This is a genomic window from uncultured Gelidibacter sp. (assembly GCF_947500795.1).
Classification (GTDB): Bacteria; Bacteroidota; Bacteroidia; order Flavobacteriales; family Flavobacteriaceae; genus Gelidibacter.
Genome location: NZ_CANMTE010000004.1, coordinates 224,733 through 244,286 on the forward strand (window position 1 = coordinate 224,733; position 19,554 = coordinate 244,286).

The following is a 19,554-nucleotide window of genomic DNA, read 5'->3' on the forward strand; positions in this document are numbered from 1 at the left end:
TTTTTTTTTATACCAATTCTTTTAATTTTAGAAAACACGTATTATTACCAATAGCAAAAGGGAGCGGCAATTAAATTGCTGCTCCCTTTTTATTTTAGAAATTAGTAGAGGTGTTAATTCTTAACGACCATCCCCACAGTAATGACTTGACTGTTTTCCATGTACAAGGTCAGATAATATACACCTTCCTGTAAATTGCCAATAGGAACTGCATAGTAGCCATCAACAATTTGCGGATTTTGAATATTTCCGATAAATCTTCCCGCAGCATCATGAAGGTTAATTTCATTTACAACATCCTTACTCGTAGCATTTAGCACATATACTTTAGCAGTGCCCTTAGCTGGGTTTGGAGAGATTAGCGTCTTGATTTTCTTTCCTTTTTCGTTTACAGTAATTATAATAAATGCTGTATTCGTAAGTGTACCATCGGAAACGGTAAGTTCTACTTTATAAATTCCTGGTGTCGTGAACACATGTTTTGGATTCATGTTCGTACTCGTAGCCCCATCTTTAAAGTCCCAGAAATAACTCACAATTCCCTTATCATCAGTAGAATTACTTCCTGTAAAATTCACTTTAAATGGTGCAGTTCCCAAGATTTCGTCAGCTGAAATGACAGCGACTGGCGCCTGATTGACTGCAGCTGGACTTATGTTCCAGGTAAACGTAACTGAAGTAGATTCAGAAGGCGTACCATTATCCGTTACTTTAATAACTGTCGCATAAGGACTGTTGGCTGAAGCGCCCGTAGCAATCGTACCACTGATAAGTCCAGTAGCCGTATTTATGGATAGACCACCCGGAAGTCCCGAAGCGGAATAATTAATATCATCTCCATCAGGATCCGTAGCAGTGATCTGTAATGTAATCACGTCGCCGTCCTTACCATTCTGAACTCCTGGATTGGTAACAACAGGGGCCCCATTGACCGCAGCAACTGATACATTCCAAGTAAAGGTGATTGTCGCAGATTCAGAAGGTGTGCCGTCATCTGTTACCGTAACCTCAACTGTATATGGACTGTTTGTAGAAGCGCTCGTTGAAATTATGCCACTGATGATTCCAGTAGCAGAATCTATGGACAATCCGTTTGGAAGTCCCGAAGCGGAATATGTAAGTCCATCACCATCAGGATCCGTTGCAGTTATCTGCAATGTAACCACATCGCCCTCTGTACTATTCTGTACGCCTGGATTAGTCAGTACAGGTGCAACATTTACCGCAGTAGCTGACACGTTCCAAGTAAAGGTGATTGTAGCAGACTCAGAAGGTGTACCATTATCTGTTACCGTAACCTCAACAGTAAATGGACTGTTGGTTGAACTGCCAGAAGCAATCGTTCCACTGATAAGCCCTGTAGGCGTATCTATGGACAATCCGTTGGGAAGTCCCGAAGCGGAATAAGTAATGTCATCTCCATCAGGATCCGTAGCACTGATTTGCAAACTGATCACATTTCCTTCAGCACTATTCTGCACTCCCGGATTAGTAACCACAGGTGCTCCGTTGACCGCAGTAGCTGATACGTTCCAAGTAAATGTAATTGTGGCAGACTCAGAAGGTGTGCCGTCATCCGTTACCGTAACCTCAACAGTATAAGGACTGTTTGTAGAAGCGCCCGTTGAAATCGTGCCACTGATAATTCCAGTAGAAGTATCTATCGACAATCCGTTTGGAAGTCCAGAAGCGGAATATGTTAGTCCGTCCTCGTCAGGATCAGTAGCAGTGATCTGTAATGTAACCACATCGCCTTCAGCACTATTCTGTACTCCTGGATTGGTAACAACAGGGGCCCCATTGACCGCAGCAGCTGATACATTCCAAGTAAAGGTGATTGTGGCAGACTCAGAAGGTGTGCCGTCATCTGTTACCGTAACCTCAACAGTATAAGGACTGTTTGTAGAAGCGCCCGTTGAAATCGTGCCACTGATAAGTCCAGTAGTCGTATCTATCGACAATCCGTTTGGAAGTCCAGAAGCGGAATATGTCAATCCATCACCATCTGGGTCGGTAGCACTGATCTGCAAACTGATCACATCGCCTTCAGTACCATTCTGTACCCCTGGATTGGTTACTACAGGTGCACTATTAACCGCTGTAGCTGATACGTTCCAAGTAAAGGTGATTGTGGCAGACTCAGAAGGCGTGCCGTCATCCGCTACCGTAACCTCAACGGTATATGGACTGTTGGTTGAACTGCCAGAAGCAATCGTTCCACTGATAAGTCCAGTAGTCGTATCTATGGACAATCCGTTTGGAAGTCCAGAAGCGGAATATGTTAGTCCGTCCTCGTCAGGATCAGTAGCAGTGATCTGTAATGTAACCACATCGCCTTCAGCACTATTCTGCACGCCTGGATGGGTAACCACAGGTACCCCGTTGACCGCAGCAGCTGATACGTTCCAAGTAAAGGTGATTGTAGCAGATTCAGAAGGTGTGCCGTCATCCGTTACCGTAACCTCAACAGTATAAGGACTGTTTGTAGCAGCGCCCGTTGAAATCGTGCCACTGATAAGTCCAGTAGCAGAATCTATCGATAGTCCGTTTGGAAGTCCAGAAGCGGAATATGCTAATCCATCACCATCTGGGTCCGTAGCAGTGATCTGCAAACTGATCATATCGTCTTCAGCACTATTCTGCACGCCTGGATTGGTAACCACAGGTGCACCATTTACCGCGGTAGCTGATACGTTCCATGTAAAGGTAATTGTGGCAGACTCAGAAGGCGTGCCATCATCTGTAACCGTAACCTCAACGGTATATGGACTGTTTGTAGAAGCGCCCGTTGAAATCGTGCCACTGATAAGCCCTGTAGTCGTATCCATCGACAATCCGTTTGGAAGTCCAGAAGCGGAATATTTAAGTCCGTCTCCATCAGGATCCGTAGCAGTGATCTGCAAACTGATCACATCGTCTTCAGCACTATTCTGCACGCCTGGATTGGTAACCACAGGTGCACCATTTACCGCGGTAGCTGATACGTTCCATGTAAAGGTAATTGTGGCAGACTCAGAAGGCGTGCCATCATCTGTAACCGTAACCTCAACGGTATATGGACTGTTTGTAGAAGCGCCCGTTGAAATCGTGCCACTGATAAGCCCTGTAGTCGTATCCATCGACAATCCGTTTGGAAGTCCAGAAGCGGAATATTTAAGTCCATCACCATCTGGGTCGGTAGCACTGATCTGCAAACTGATCACATCGCCTTCAGCACTATTCTGCACGCCTGGATTAGTAACCACAGGTGCACCATTAACAGCCGTAGCCGATATGTTCCAAGTAAAGGTGATTGTAGCATATTCAGAAGGTGTGCCGTCATCCATTACCGTAACCTCAACAGTATAAGGACTGTCGGTTGAACTGCCAGAAGCAATCGTTCCACTGATAAGCCCTGTAGTCGTATCTATGGACAATCCGTTTGGAAGTCCAGTAGCGGAATATATAATATCATCTCCATCAGGATCCGTAGCAGTGATCTGCAAACTGATCACATCGTCTTCAGCACTATTCTGCACGCCTGGATTGGTAACCACAGGTGCCCCGTTGACCGCAGTAGCTGATACGTTCCATGTAAAGGTAATTGTGGTAGACTCAGAAGGTGTGCCGTCATCCGTTACCGTAATCTCAATGGTATATGGACTGTTGGCTGAAGCGCCAGCAGCGATCGTGCCACTGATAAGCCCTGTAGTCGTATCTATGGACAATCCGTTTGGAAGTCCAGAAGCGGCATAAGTTATATCATCTCCATCAGGATCCGTAGCACTGATTTGCAAACTGATCACATTTCCTTCAGCACTATTCTGCAATCCCGGATTAGTAACCACAGGTGCTCCGTTGACCGCAGTAGCTGATACGTTCCAAGTAAAGGTGATTGTGGCAGACTCAGAAGGTGTGCCGTCATCTGTTACCGTAATCTCAACTGTATATGGACTGTTTGTAGAAGCACCCGTAGCAATCGTACCACTGATAAGTCCAGAAGTCGTATCTATCGACAATCCTATTGGAAGTCCAGAAGCGGAATAAGTAATATTATCTCCATCAGGGTCATTAGCAGTGATCTGTAAGCTGATCACATCATCTTCAGCACTATTCTGCACTCCCGGATTAGTAACCACAGGTGCACCATTTACCGCTGTAGCTGATACGTTCCAAGTAAAGGTGATTGTGGCAGACTCAGAAGGTGTGCCGTCATCTGTTACCGTAATCTCAACTGTATATGGACTGTTGGCTGAAGCGCCAGCAGCGATCGTGCCACTGATGATTCCTGTAGCAGAATCTATCGACAATCCGTTTGGAAGTCCAGAAGCGGAATAAGTTATATCATCTCCATCAGGATCCGTAGCTGTAATCTGCAAACTGATCACATCATCTTCAGCACTATTCTGCACTCCCGGATTTGTAACTGCCGGAGGCATATTATTAGGATTTGGAACTACGATAATTGTAACTTCATCTGAACTAGAATCATTTTCATCATCGGTTACCGTAAGATTAAACACATAAGTACCTGGGATTAAATCGTTGGCCGTTAAATTTGGAGTATCAGCTCCAACCAAAGTGGCTGTACTTGGACCACTAATTTGAGTCCATAAGAACGTCACCTCGCCACCATCCGGATCACTTCCCTCTCCATTTAGAGTTATCGAATTTTCAGGTGAGGTTATGCTTTGATCTACTCCTGCATTAACAATTGGTGGCCGTGATTGCACAATTTCCAAACCAGAAATTTTAGGATATTCTTTCACTGGAATCAAAGTTACCGTAAGAGCCCCATCAGTCACCGCTATGTTTTTGAATGTTTCCACCACAGCCGTAGCCGCACCACCTGCTGCAATAACAATATCATAATTTTCGATGCGCTTGGTTCCGTTTTCTATATCAATGGTAAACACCCTAGACCCCACACCTCCAGCTGACGCTGGTTCAGCAACATTATAGAATATTTCCGCAAAGTGTAAGCTGAGATTATGTAAACCATTTTCTACTGGAATTTCATAGGTAAGACCTGTTGGATCAGTAGTAAATCGTTCCGTTTGATACAACGCATCATTTTCCGTATTCGCTATAGGTGTTATATTCTCATATTCGGCACCACCAGAGTAATATTGATCAGCATCCCATTGCACCCCATTAAAATTCAAAGCAGGGCCTCCGGAATTTATTCGAACTGCTAACACATCGCTAGTAACCGTAAGAACCATCTCATCATAAGCGGAATCATTATCGTCATCAGTAGCCGTTAATCTGAATATATAGGTACCTTCGACCAAATCAGAAACAGACAGATTATCTGTTGTCTCATTATTTAATACTGCGGTGTTTGGACCACTAATTTGAGTCCACAGATAGCTACTTATAAATCCACCATCAGGATCATAAGCTGATCCGTCCAATACCATTGAATTGTTAGGCAATGAAATAGTTCTATTGCCTCCAGCATCAACAATTGGAGGTAAAGAATTACTTCCAGTGAGTAAAACTTCTATGCCTGAAACTTTTGGAAAATTCACGACTCCTGTGAATGTTATTGTCAAATCTCCGTCATCTACTATAATACCCGTAAAATGTTCAATTACTGCAGTTGCACTTCCTCCAGCCGCAACAACTATATCATAATTAGTCAGTTGCTTTTGACCATCTTCTATGGACACATTAAATACACGCGAACCTTCTCCCCCAGAGGAACCAGCACCTAATACGCCAAAATAAATCTCAGCAAAATGGAGATTAAGATCATATGTTCCTGATTCAACAGGAATATTATAAACCATCGTTCCTGAGGTTGAATATCGTTCTGTTTGGTATAATTCATCATTGGCAGTGTTCGCGATTTTAATGACATTGGTTGATGAATCTCCTTCACTGAAAAACTGATCTTCTGACCATTCGAGATCTCTAAATATAAATTCAGGACCTCCAGAATTAATCCTTATAGCCAACACCTCTGCTAGAACGCTAACTGTAACTTCGTCAAAAGCTGAATCATTCTCGTCGTCAATAGCCGTTAATCTAAAAGTATAATCTCCTTCAACAAGATCGCTAACAGTTAGCTCTGCTGTGGTATTTCCGTTGAAAGTAGCAGTATTCGGCCCACTGATTTGAGTCCATTCATAACTACTCATAATACCACCATCCGGGTCATAGGCAGATCCGTCCAGTACAACCAAATTAGTTGGCAGTGTTATTACTTTATCCTCGCCTGCATCAACAATTGGAGGCAATGAACCACTACCACTAACAAACACTTCAATTCCTGATACTTTTGGTGACTCCGTAATGGATGTAAAAGTTATTGTTAAACTTCCATCCTCTACTATAATATCTTTAAAGTTTTCAATAACGGCAGTTGCACTTCCTCCTGCGGCAACAACAATATCATAGTTGCTGAGTTGGTGCTGTCCGTTTTCAATACTCACATTAAAAATTCTCGAACCTGCACCTCCGTCTGCGCCGTCACCTGGTACGCCAAAATATATCTCAGCAAAGTGCAAGTTCAAATCGTAAGTGCCTGATGGCACCGGAATATCGTAAACCAATGTTCCTGAGGAAGAATATCTTTCTGTTTGATAAAGTTGATCATTTCCAGTATTTGCTATGTCGATATCGTTTGAATAGAAATCGCCACCATTGTAATATTGATCTTGTGACCAATCTATTGTTTCATAAGTATAATCAGGACCACCCGCATTAATTCTAATTGCCGGCATTTGTGGCAATACGCTGACTGTAACTTCATCAAAAGCAGAAGCATCTTCATCATCAGTGACAGTTAGCTTGAACACATAATCGCCTTCAATTAAATCACTGGCAATAAGTTCGGCCGTAGTATTACCACTTAATGTTGCTGTATTTGGTCCGCTAGTTTGCGTCCATAAGTAAGTGACCTCACCACCATCAGGATCACTTCCAGTTCCGGTCAATACAACATTATTTGTAGGTAAATATACTTCCTGATCTTCTCCTGCATCAACAATTGGGGATAAGGAACCACTACCACTCACAAATACTTCAATTCCTGATACTTTTGGTGACTCCGTAATGGATGTAAAAGTTATTGTTAAACTTCCATCCTCTACTAAAATATTTTTAAAGTTTTCAATAACGGCGGTCGCACTACCTCCTGCGGCAACTACAATATCATAGTTACTGAGTTGATGCTGTCCGTTTTCTATGCTCACATTAAAAACTCTTGAACCTGCACCACCTTCTGATCCCGAATCTGGGACTCCAAAGTAGATCTCTGCGAAATGAAGATTTAAATCGTACGTTCCAGATGGAACTGGAATATCATATACCAAAGTCCCTGAGGAAGAATATCTTTCCGTTTGGTAGAGCTGATCGTTTGTTGTATTTGCTATTTCAATAGGGTTTGAATAGGAATCTCCACCACTAAAATATTGATCTTGAGACCAATCAACAGTATTAAAAGTAAAGTCTGGACCTCCGGAATTTATACGGATTGCCGCCATTTCTCCCAATACACTTACTGTAACTTCATCAAAAGCTGTAGCGCCTTCATCATCGGTAACAGTCAACCTAAACACATAGTCGCCTTCAATTAAGTTACTCACTGTCAAATCAGCTGTAGTATCCCCACTTAAGGTAGAAGTATTAGGCCCGCTAATCTGCGACCACATATAGGAAACCGCACCGCCATCAGGATCACTTCCACTACCATTCATTACAACGCTATTTGTTGGTAATATTAAATCTTGATCTTCACCAGCATTAGCTATTGGATCTGTTTTCAATATAATTGAAGTATTCTCGTAAATGCGTGGTATTTTATCATTAATCCATCCATTGGAAATAACATCCAAATCGCCATCATTATCTATATCTGTTACAATAGCGCCATCATGGTGTTCTAAATTAAGGCCACCGTCGTCCAATATATGGGTTATCCAAGTCCCGGAATTACAAAGATCATTCTCAAAGGCAATAAGACGTTTACCACCAAGCCATTCACCCACAACAATATCCATATCGCCGTCAAAATCAATATCAATAGCAAACACACTAAGACTACCAGTCACATTATCGCTCAATGTATGTTTTATCCATGGTTGCGTAGGATCTTCAGGCGCCTCGAACCAAGCAAATTCGTTAGATCCCTGTCCACCTCCTAATCCTAATTGACCTACAACGCCATCCAATCTTCCATCACCATTAAAGTCTGCCAGTTGTACTCTATCTGTAGTTGTGGCATACGAAATTCCTGTTGAGAAACTAGTCCAACTACCATTACCTTCATTTCTCAACCAATTAATTCCTTGGAAAAGATCTAAATCGCCGTCCCCATCTATGTCTCCTGCCTTGATACCTTCACCTGAAGAATTTCCACTGATATTTACCAAACTCCAAGTTCCCGTAGTTGGATCTGAAGAAGGGGTGAGCATTTGTACTGGCGAACCTGTACTTTCTGCACCATTCCAATTAATTGCCATTTGATATGGACTTCCCAGACCAAAGTTCCCACCAGCGATTCCTGCCAGGAAAGGTTCACTGTAATTAGTAGTTCCAGCTGGTATATTATTATATACGGTAAAATTACCCGAGCCATCATTCTTCGCCCACAACAATTGAGCACTTTTATATTCATTTCCTGTAGGACCAATCTGCGTTCCCAAAAGATCAACATGGCCATCGCCATCAAAGTCGTACATATGCACCACGTTGCCAAATCCACCACCAATGGTGTTTTTCACCCAGTTACCTGAAGCAGAACCTGGATTTTTATACCACCAACCTCCTGTAACAATGTCTTTAAGACCATCGCCATCTACATCATAATAAGGAAGGGTATAGACGGCGGTATAAGGGTTTTCTTCCAATTGATGCACCACCCAAGAGTCAGGAAAGGTCGTCGAATTACAAGTGGCTTGATCTGTAACAGCAACCATAATTTCGTCAAAAACGCCTGTTGGAACATGTGTCGCATCATAGAGTTCCAATCGAATAATATGACTACCTATACTTAGACCTTCAATTGTAAGAGGATCATAACTATAATGAGGTCCGATCAGCTCACCATCAATTGAATAATGCATATGAGTATCACCTTCGGCAATTACCCAATTATTGACACTAAAATTAATGTCAAAGGTCTGGTTAACATTTGCCCCGTTTTCAGGGTTTAAAATGGTGATTTTAGGTTCAAGATTAAATGTATCAGGCGATAAAATTTCTAATGCCGATAGTTTTGCACTATTTGTTATGCCTTCAAACTGTATGTTTACAAATCCGTCTGTTACAGAGACATTATTAAATTCTTTAACTAATGCAGTTGCAGGATTAGTTTCTGAAAGGATATCAAAATTATCCAACACCGTTATACCCTCAATTTTTACGTTAAAGACACGTGAACCTGGGCCTCCACCAGTTTCAACTCCGAAATAAAGTTCGGCAAAATGGAGTCGTATATCATACGCACCGGCTGCAGGCACAGGTACGGTATAGGTAAAGTTGCCATAGCGTTCTGTTTTATATAATGCATCATCCGTCGTTCCCGCAATCGGGGTCTCATTGCTATAAAGAGTCCCTCCAATAAAATTTTCGTCTGCAATAAAATTCTCTGAGTTATGAATCACATCTGGACCTCCAGCATTGATTCTAATTGAACTAATGGTAGAAAAAGAATAACTATCTGTTACTATTGGCATACCAGATATGTTTTTCACATTCTGAATCTGAAGGTTATATACTATATCTGAACTTAAAGTAGACACCTCTAATAAAACCGTGCGTCCGTCTGATTGCAGTACAGCCGAGGTAATGGTTACTCCATTATCAAGTGCATAATTGGTTAGCTCTTCTGCCGAAGATTTAGTCACGTATTCAGAAAAAACAACTTTCACTTGAGAATTGCCAATTGGCGCAACACTCCCCACTAACGGAGGAGAATTATCAAGGGATGCCCCTGCTCCTAAAAATTCGACATAATTTAAGTTGAATTTTTGATTAGGATTTGTGAATTTAAAAACAAAGAAAATATCATTTTTACCCCCCGGATCAGAAAACGTGGTTTCAACTGCAGTCCAAGAGTTTACACTACCCGTACCCAGTACGGTAGTAGTGGCCACTAAGGGTCCACTTGGACTACCTGTCCTAAGTTCAATTGTACCACCACCAACAGCAGCGGCCACCTTATACTTTACGGCGTTTATGTTTACAAGGTTTCTTCCAGAAAACGAAATATACCCATTATTACTTACCTCAATAGCCTTAAATCCGCCTTCCAACGGATCAGTATTCGGGATTATAGTCGTCCCACTTTGAGTGTCAAAAAACTCGGCCTCTTTTCGTTTGGGATGCAGCTTAATTTGATCAAAAGCGGTTAATCCTCCAGCATCTGTATAATTGGCATTTAAGACGAAAAATATATTCATATCGCCATCAGCACCATGCGAATTCCCATCATCCAACCTAATTGATTGAGGACAACCATTTAGAGTATTATCATCATGAAAATGATTAAGATGCCCTAAAGATGGTACTAAATTGACATCAGTACAATCAATATCGCCATCTTCCTCATCAGAAACTAATAAATTGACATTAATATCATCCTGCCAATTCATTAGTCCACCGTCAGGGGGTGAGATAAAATTAAATGATGCAGCATTATTTCCAGCATGAATTGTTATATTATTGACACCAATGCCCCCGTTACCATCGCTAACCTGTAATCGGACATTGTATGTACCAGCAACAGTATAGGTGTGTGATGGATTCGGGTCAGTATAATCAACTATTCCATTTCCATCCACATCCCATTCATAAGTCAATGATAAATCTCCATTAGGATCAGAGGTACCAGCACTCGAAAAATTAACAACTAATGGCAAACTTCCGTTATCAGGAGTTGCTGAGATTTTTACGTTAGGTGGTGCATTGGTAGTAATCCCCGTGTAATCGACTCTAATCAATCTTCCTGTTCCAACATTTTGTGGGCAACAGCCGGTTCCATAAGCCAAGATGTACATTTTACCATCTGGACCAATGGACATATCTATAAAACCATTAAAAGTGTTGGAACTTCCAGGAAATACCCCAGGAGCAAATCGTTTATTAGAAATAACATTTCCTTGCGCATCCATTTTAACTGCCCATATTCTACTCGTATTAAAATCATAATAGAAAAAAGCGCCGTCAAACTCTATTGGAAGCCTTTGTTGGTCCGTCAGGTTATTATTATAATAGTATATAGGGCCAGCAAAATAGCTCATATGTGCAAAATCAATCCAAGCAGGTATGGCTTCAGGTAAAGTAGTAGCACCCGTGTTCCATGTTGAAGTATTTTGTGGCGCAGAGGGATCATTATAATATGGTGATGGACTTCTGTAAGGTATTTCGTAGGCATCGTTATTTACCCCAGAAAAATATGGCCATCCATAATTTCCAGAAGATTTAGTTAAATTCATTTCATCTAATCCTGCAGGACCTAGTTGATTTTGCTCATCAGCATCCGGCCCTACTTCTCCCCAAAACAGCCAATCCGTATTATTTTTATCAACAAAAATTCTATACGGGTTTCTTGCGCCCATAACATAAATTTCTGGCCTGCTCAAAGGTGTGCCTATAGGAAAAAGATTATTTTCTGGAATTGTGTATGTACCATCAGGTTGTGGCGTAATTCTTAATATTTTACCTCTAAGATCATTGGTGTTGGAGGAGGATTTCTCAGCGCTAAAATCAGGGTTAGTTTCATTCCAGGCAGCATATAGATTATCATAGCCCGAGTTATCACCAGTAGCGATATAAAGATTCCCTTTAGAATCAAAATCCATGCCGCCACCTGAATGAAATTTTGCTGTACGGGATGTGGTCCATTCAAGCAATATTTTTTCCGAACTTACATTCAAGTAATCTCCGTTCATCTCAAATCGAGAGACGCGATTCACACTCTTATTAGCAGGCGAATAGGTTAAATAAATAAAATTATTTGTCAAGAAGTTAGGATCAAACGCAATCCCAAGCAATCCATCTTCAAGCTCATGGAACACTGATAAAGAGCCTGCTGACACAGAGGTTTGGCTATCCGTTTTATAAATAATTACCTCTCCATAACGATCCAAAATGAAAATCCGCCCATCAGGAGCAAACTTCATGGTTGTGGAATTTTTAAGGCCTGTAAGTAAGTCAACTTGTTGGAATTCATTCTCTAGTGCTGGCGGTAATTGAGCCTTAATTGAACCCCAAGAAAAGAACAAAAGAAGAACAAAAGAATAGCGTTTCAGTTTTAATTTATCGACAAGTATGACGCTTCGGCTATAAGTGCTTATTAAAACAAAGAGGATTAAAAAACTTAGAATTTGAAGGTAGGTTGCTTCCATAATTTACTGGTTAACAAGGAATTTAACTGCTTGATATTTATCTAATAAATATAGCTTAATATATAACTCATTAGAAGACACTATATAGTTATTCGTTGAAAACAAGATGTTTACCGTTTAAATACAATTCTTACACTTAAAATAAGAATCAACAAAAACAGATATTAGAAACGGTAGTCTTACACAGTTTCGTTAAATAAGACGCACTTAGTTATGGAAAAATAGAGGCAATAAAGAACATCAATCATGATAAGATTCCGACATTATGAAGATAGCCTAATTGTTACAATGACAAATTTTCATTAAATAAAATTCTTTTGTGATAAATTATTATATGACTTCATTTTTCTTCACTTACTCTTCAGTTTTAGTTGTAAAAATTGCTGTGACCCTATAGTTAAAACAGATAATTGTACCGGAATAAGTGATGTTTAATTTGCTTTCAGAAAAAATTTGTGACTATTATAAATATGAAAGACTCTACAGTAATCTGGAACCTTTCTATAAAATAACAAAACTAATATCCATCCGCTCTAAATTTTCAATAATTTATCACTGTTGAAGTTTATATTTCTCCTGATTGATGAACGTCCTGAGGATCCAACAGACATAGAACGTAATGTACTTGGCGAGGTGATTGCTTCCACATTTCATAAAGAAGCACACGAGCACTTTAAAATTGCCAATATCGTCTTAGAAATGCAAAACGTTTGGTAGAATGTGGACATGATGTGGTAATTCTATTGGGTTCTTACACTCGTTTGGCAAGAGCCTACAATATGGTTCAACCTATGTTTATAAAAATATTAAGTGGTGGTGTTAATGCCAACGCGTTACACAAACCAAAACGTTTCTTTGGTGCCGCGCATAATATCAAAAATGGTGGATCATTGACAATTATTGCAACACTATTAACTGAAACAGGTTCGAACTAAAATTGGGGTTTTTATTTATTAATTATTAGCCGTCATAATTCACGCAGTATTAAAACATTTTATTATGAATTAACTTAATTTTTCTTGTATCTATTTTCTTGTATCTATAGAATGAGTTTTCATTAAGAAACAAACTTTACTATTGGAGATTTTTAAATTTAATATGGTTCAAATAAGACATATTTTTAAATTAATAACAATAAAATTTGGTGTTTGCTCTTAGCCCATAACAGCGATTATGTACTTTTTATAAATATAATTGTAAGCAATTCTTACATTATTCTCCTATTAATCAGATAAGATTTATTAAATTTGAGAAATCCCCTCCAAGAATTAATAGCCGATAATCTTAAATTTTAAGTAAAACCTTACATAGGTTAGATTAAATATCAATTGATTAACATTAAAGCCTCTTATTGAATTAATTATTAGCACGCTAGGCATATTTAGAAATTGAATACATTAAGCAGACCTAGCAATAAATGATTAATACAATAAATGCTTTATAAATTAAAGATATATATGCTACAATCTCTTAGGCGAATATTGCTATGGACTTCGGATTCCTTAAAGGGAGGTAAGATTAAGACACATTATAATGACATTCATTCTATTCTGAAAAACCCAAATTCCTCTGAATCTAAAATCAAAAGGAACCAAAGTTTGAACAAACTTCTGAAACATGCTGTAAATACCACTTCATTTTACAAAGAATTTGCAGATTATGAATGTTTAGAGGACTTCACTGTTATTGACAAGAATATTATTCGCGACTACTATGAAGATTTCAAATCTTCTCTGCATAAGAATAAAAATAATTATTCTGCATATACGAGTGGTTCTACAGGTACACCTTTTAAATTACTACACGACAATAACAAACGGGACAGGAATTCTGCCGATGTTATATATTTTGCTAAGAAAGCAGGATTTGAAATTGGTCACAAACTATATTACATAAGGCAATGGGACGAATATAATAGTCCTAAGCCATGGATTTCGAAAATACAGAATATATATAAGCACCCCGTTTCCAAATTATCCAAACCAGATTTGGAAAATCTACTGCAAGACATGGCTAAGGACAAATCTTCAAAAGGAATAATGTGCTATGCATCAGTTCTAGATGAAATGATGAGTTATCTAGAAAGCACAAACAATAAGCCTAAGATAAAAAATATAAAATCTGTAATTGCCATTTCCGAATCTTTAAAAGAGAATGTTAGAATAAGTATGGAGAATTATTTTGGAATTCCCGTAGTTTCACGTTACTCAAATGTCGAAAATGGAATTTTGGCTCAACAAAATTTAGGCTCAAGGGACTTTCAAATTAATTGGGCTAGCTATTTTATAGAAATATTAGATATGCATAGTAACGCACCAGCCAAACCAGATGCATTAGGACGTATTATAGTTACCGATTTGTACAACTATTGTATGCCAATGATAAGATATGATACTGGAGATGTAGGACAGTTTTCCGTAACAAATAATAACGGAGAACAACATATTACATTGAAAAGAGTAGAAGGCAGAAAATTGGATATGATATCTAATACCAAAGGAGAAATGATGTCTCCATTCTTGGTGTATCATATTTTGAAATATCCTCATATAATTCAGTACCAATTTATCCAAGAGAACCAAAATGCATACAAAATTAAACTTAATGTATCATCAAAGTTCAACAGTGCGCAAGATATTGTCACAGAGTTCAAGCAACACTTAGGTAGTGACGCAGACATTAATTTGGAATATGTAAATGATATTCCATTGCTTTCTTCAGGAAAAAGAAAATTTGTAATTAACAACTACAACGAAACCTTAGAGCAAGCGAAAGTGTAACATTATTACTTGTATAATTATATTAAATAGACAATGTTAAATGAAATCTAATTGCAATATTTCTCCTTTTGAAACATTTCCACTATTATATTCATGATGATATTGCCTAATTAATATGAATCCCGATTAAAATGAAAAATATTGTTATTATAGGAGCCTCTGGACATGGAGGAATGGTATTAGAATGTGTAGAAAAAGAAGGTAAATATTCCGTGTTAGGGTTTTTGGACACATACAAGGAAAGAGGAACGGCCTATAATGGATTTGAAATATTAGGAAACGAAAATGATATTCTCCATTTAATTGAACAATATAAACTTTTTGGTGTCATTATAGCAATAGGAAATAACTGGATAAGAAAGATGATGGTGGACAAATTAACAGCTTTAAAACCAGATCTCCGTTTCGTCACAGTTATTCATCCTAGCTCAATAATAAGCAGGAATGTTCAAATTGGAAGAGGCACGGTTATAATGCCTGGGACAATTATCAATTCCAATTCTAAGATTGGAGACTTTTGTATCCTGAATACTAATGCTTCATTAGGGCATGATGGTGAAATGAAAGACTACTCAAGTATTTCTCCCGGCGTTTGTACCGGAGGAAATCTCATACTTGGTGAATACTCCGCAATATCTTTAGGGGCAAATATTATAGAAAACATTACTATTGGAAAACACAGTATCATAGGCGCCGGTTCACTTGTAGTTAAAAATGTAGAAGATAAATCTTTAGTGTATGGTTCCCCTGCGCGCCCTATTAAATATAGATCCAAAGAAGACCCCTATTTAAAAGGTGACAAGTCAATTCAGAAATTTAATGGATTACATTCTAAAAAATCTAAATTACATCTATAAATGAAGTCTCAATAAATATGTTTAAGAATACATGATTGCGTTTTAGATAACGCTAATTAAATTAAAGAGTAATCTAATTCACATCCTCCATGTTTTGTTCGGGAAGATTTGTTAAATAAGCTGATGTAATCAAATTGAATCAATCTCTAATTAGTGCAAATCGTTCACTTTAGGGCATAAAAAAATCCATTCTAAAAGAATGGATTCCTTATATAATTTAGGATAGTTTCCTTATGATAAAGAAGCAATATGCATAGCTAATCCTGATTTTAAATTAGCAGCTTTGTTAGAATGAATAATATTCTTCTTAGCTAATTTATCAATCATTGCAGAAACTGCAGGAAGCATTTCTTGCGCTGCCTTTGCATCTTCTAACTCACGTAACCTCTTAATAGCGTTACGAGTTGTTCTGTGTTTATACCTGTTGGTTAAACGCTTAGCTTCACTACTTCTGATTCTTTTTAATGCTGACTTATGATTTGCCATTTTCTTTCTTTCTTATTAAAAAATTGTAGCCCGTAGGGGAATCGAACCCCTCTTACCAGGATGAAAACCTGGCGTCCTAACCGATAGACGAACGGGCCATTTGTTTTATTGCGAGTGCAAATTAATAACTTTTTTTATCAATATGCAAACTTTTCAAATGAACTCACAAAAATATTTTTTTTTGTGAACCTGTCTAACATTAAAGATGATTATTAATGTCTTTCAGCGGGTGCAAAAATACAACTATTTTTAAATGTTGCAATACCTAAACAAACTTTTTTTAAAAATTTTTAATAAGCCTTAGCAAAAAGCACTCTCCCAGTAGAGGGTTTCCCAGTAAACACGCAGGTTCCGGCTTCTTTTTCTTGATCTAAAGGCACACATCTAATCGTTGCTTTTGTGATTTCCTTTATCTTCTCTTCAGTTTCAGCTGTACCGTCCCAATGTGCTGATATAAAACCAGTTTTGGTATTTAAAACTTCCTTAAACTCATCAAACGTTTCAACTTTAGTAATATGCGAATTTCTAAAATCGAGTGCTTTTTTGAATAATGTCTCTTGAATTTCTTTAAGTAAACCATCAATTTTGTCGACTAGGCCATCTTGAGATACATTTTCCTTAGATAAAATATCCCTACGCGCCAGCTCAACCGTATTGTTTTCTAAATCTTTTGGACCAATAGCAATACGCAACGGCACACCTTGCAATTCATATTGTGCAAATTTTGCTCCTGGACGCTGTGTGGTACGATCATCATACTTACAACTGATGCCTTTTGATTTGAATTGGCTAATTAACTCTTTTACTACAGCACCAATTTGCTCTAATTGTTCATCAGTCTTATGAATAGGTACAATCACTACTTGAATTGGAGCTAAATTAGGTGGCAACACCAATCCTTTATCATCGCTATGCGTCATAATCAAGGCTCCTACCAAACGTGTAGAAACGCCCCAAGAGGTCGCCCATACATAATCTAGCTTTCCTTCATTGTTTGTAAACTTAACATCAAAAGCCTTCGCAAAGTTCTGCCCCAAGAAATGTGATGTTCCCGCTTGCAGTGCTTTCCCATCTTGCATTAAGGCCTCAATACAATAGGTTTCTTCGGCCCCTGCAAAACGTTCACTTTCTGTTTTCACACCTTGAATCACAGGAATAGCCATAAAGTTTTCAGCAAAATCAGCATAAACCTGATTCATCAACTGTGCTTCAGCCAATGCTTCCGTACGTGTTTCATGAGCGGTATGTCCTTCTTGCCATAAAAACTCAGCAGTTCTTAAAAACAAACGCGTTCTCATTTCCCAACGCACCACATTGGCCCATTGGTTTATTAATATTGGCAGATCGCGGTAACTTTGGATCCATCCTTTATAGGTATTCCAAATAATAGCCTCACTGGTTGGTCTTACTACAAGCTCCTCTTCTAGCTTTGCTTCCGGATCTACACGTAATTTTCCTGGGTTGTCAGGATCATTTTGTAATCTATAATGTGTAACCACAGCACATTCTTTTGCAAAGCCTTCTGCATTCTTCTCTTCTGCTTCAAACAGACTTTTAGGTACAAAAAGTGGAAAATAGGCGTTTTGGTGACCTGTTTCCTTGAACATTCTGTCCAATTCAGCTTGCATTTTTTCCCATATCGCATAGCCATAAGGTTTGATGACCATACAACCTCTAACTGCCGAGTTCTCAGCTAAATCAGCCTTGACTACCAGTTCATTGTACCATTTGGAATAATCTTCCGCTCTGCTTGTAAGATTTTTACTCATTGCCTGTATCTTGGCACAAAAATTGTGCTTATGTTAATTAAATAAATAGTTCGACAAAACTAACTATTTTTGTAATGTTCAACAATAAAAACAAACAGATATGCAATTTAAAACCGACATACTAAAAAAATTGCCATTCTTTGTTGCACTAAGCTCTATTTTCGTTTTAGCTTCTTGTGGCTCATACCAGTACGCTGGTTATGACAATGATGGTATTTACAGATCAGAAGTTCCACAAGGACAACGTTATGAAGAAGCTCCTCAAGGCTATTATGAAGATGTAAAAGCCAACAATAACAGTTACTACAAGGACTATTTCAGTCAAAAATCTCAAGAGTTTGGAGATTTTGCCCAAAACGATAACGTGATTTTTACGGATATTGATTCCTATCAGAGCGAGTACACTGAACAAGAAGGTGATATCGTTTATGAAGATGGATATGCGGGATGGGGTCAGGACAGCCAAGATATAGACATCACTATACATTATAATACGAATAGCTGGTATCCATATAGTAGATATGGATATTACAACCCTTACCGAGCGTGGGGCTATATAGGTTGGGGCCACTCCAGATTCTATGATCCGTATTGGACGTATGGTAGCTATGGCTATTATGGCGGTGTACCTTATGGTGGATTCTACCCTTACTATGGTTATAATTACGGTTACGGATATGGCTATGGCTACAATTATGGCTACTACGGACATTCTCCTTATTATGGTTATAACTACAACAACCATTATAACAATAGCAGAACGTACTCTTATAGTAATAGTAGACGCGCTACATCATCCGTTAATCCAAATCGTTCAACAACGACGTTGAACAGAAATTCTAACGCTACAATAAATAGACGTTCTTCAACTATCAATAGAACAAATTCTAGTATTAATAGAACGAACTCTAATGTTGGTAGAAGAAACTCAGTTATTTCTTCAGAATCTAGATCAGGTGAAAATACTACAAGAAGACCTATTAATACCCGATCTAATACTGACAGTAGAGTAAGAAGTACAACTCCTACCAGAACTACGCAACCAGCAACAAGAACTAGAACCGAAAACAGGGTACAACCTACTTCGAGAACTAGAACTAATAACTCTGGTACTAGAACAAATAGTAGAAGTTCTTCTAGAGGAAGTGGGAACAATGTTTCGACACCGGTGAGATCGAATAGCAGTTATACGCCTTCATCAACCTCTCGTTCTACACCATCTGTTAGAAGTTCAAACACTGCACCTATGAGATCATCAGCTCCTGCAAGAGTTCCAACAGGATCTACAAGACGTGGTGGCAGATAAAATTCAGAATTATATAAA

The 19,554-nt window shown here is 38.7% G+C and carries 6 protein-coding genes, 1 tRNA gene and 1 pseudogene; 4 read left to right on the forward strand and 4 right to left on the reverse strand.

From position 1 onward, the window contains the following. Positions 1-113: 113 nt before the first annotated feature. Positions 114-12,338, reverse strand: coding sequence for a putative Ig domain-containing protein (locus Q0947_RS11170; protein ID WP_299397240.1), 12,225 nt, complete (start codon positions 12,336-12,338; stop codon positions 114-116). Between the two features lie 573 nt (positions 12,339-12,911). On the opposite strand from Q0947_RS11170, the pseudogene Q0947_RS11175 reads away from it, so the two are divergent. From Q0947_RS11175 to Q0947_RS11185, 3 genes and pseudogenes are all read left to right on the forward strand, one after another. After that, positions 12,912-13,267, forward strand: a pseudogene (locus Q0947_RS11175) (transcription termination factor Rho); the annotation flags it as partial. A 669-nt stretch (positions 13,268-13,936) separates the two neighbouring features. Continuing rightward, positions 13,937-15,118, forward strand: a complete 1,182-nt coding sequence (locus tag Q0947_RS11180; RefSeq protein WP_299397243.1) for a CoF synthetase — start codon at positions 13,937-13,939, stop codon at positions 15,116-15,118. Between the two features lie 131 nt (positions 15,119-15,249). Next, positions 15,250-15,975 (forward strand): acetyltransferase, encoded by a 726-nt coding sequence (locus Q0947_RS11185; protein ID WP_299397245.1) that lies wholly within the window; start codon positions 15,250-15,252, stop codon positions 15,973-15,975. A 231-nt stretch (positions 15,976-16,206) separates the two neighbouring features. Here Q0947_RS11185 and rpsT read toward each other — a convergent pair whose 3' ends face one another. The 3 genes from rpsT to proS form a co-directional block, all read right to left on the reverse strand. Further along, the gene (rpsT, locus tag Q0947_RS11190; RefSeq protein ID WP_299397247.1) at positions 16,207-16,461 is read right to left on the reverse strand and encodes a 30S ribosomal protein S20; all 255 of its coding nucleotides are present in this window, start codon (positions 16,459-16,461) and stop codon (positions 16,207-16,209) included. A 26-nt stretch (positions 16,462-16,487) separates the two neighbouring features. Beyond that, a tRNA-Glu gene (locus tag Q0947_RS11195) sits at positions 16,488-16,559 on the reverse strand. A 192-nt stretch (positions 16,560-16,751) separates the two neighbouring features. After that, positions 16,752-18,230: a proline--tRNA ligase gene (proS, locus tag Q0947_RS11200; RefSeq protein ID WP_299397249.1), complete on the reverse strand. Its 1,479-nt coding sequence runs from the start codon at positions 18,228-18,230 to the stop codon at positions 16,752-16,754. Positions 18,231-18,330: 100 nt separating this feature from the next. On the opposite strand from proS, the gene Q0947_RS11205 reads away from it, so the two are divergent. Continuing rightward, a complete protein-coding gene (locus Q0947_RS11205; protein ID WP_299397251.1) occupies positions 18,331-19,536 on the forward strand; it encodes a hypothetical protein in 1,206 nt (401 codons plus the stop codon). The last annotated feature ends 18 nt before the right edge of the window (positions 19,537-19,554 follow it).

What these genes read in the sequence shown, in the direction of transcription:
- Q0947_RS11185 (WP_299397245.1), top strand. Translation starts at nt 15,250, where the DNA reads ATGAAAAATATTGTTATTATAGGAGCCTCTGGACATGGAGGAATGGTA.
- rpsT (WP_299397247.1), bottom strand. Translation starts at nt 16,461, where the DNA reads ATGGCAAATCATAAGTCAGCATTAAAAAGAATCAGAAGTAGTGAAGCT.
- proS (WP_299397249.1), bottom strand. Translation starts at nt 18,230, where the DNA reads ATGAGTAAAAATCTTACAAGCAGAGCGGAAGATTATTCCAAATGGTAC.
- Q0947_RS11170 (WP_299397240.1), bottom strand. Translation starts at nt 12,338, where the DNA reads ATGGAAGCAACCTACCTTCAAATTCTAAGTTTTTTAATCCTCTTTGTT.
- Q0947_RS11205 (WP_299397251.1), top strand. Translation starts at nt 18,331, where the DNA reads ATGCAATTTAAAACCGACATACTAAAAAAATTGCCATTCTTTGTTGCA.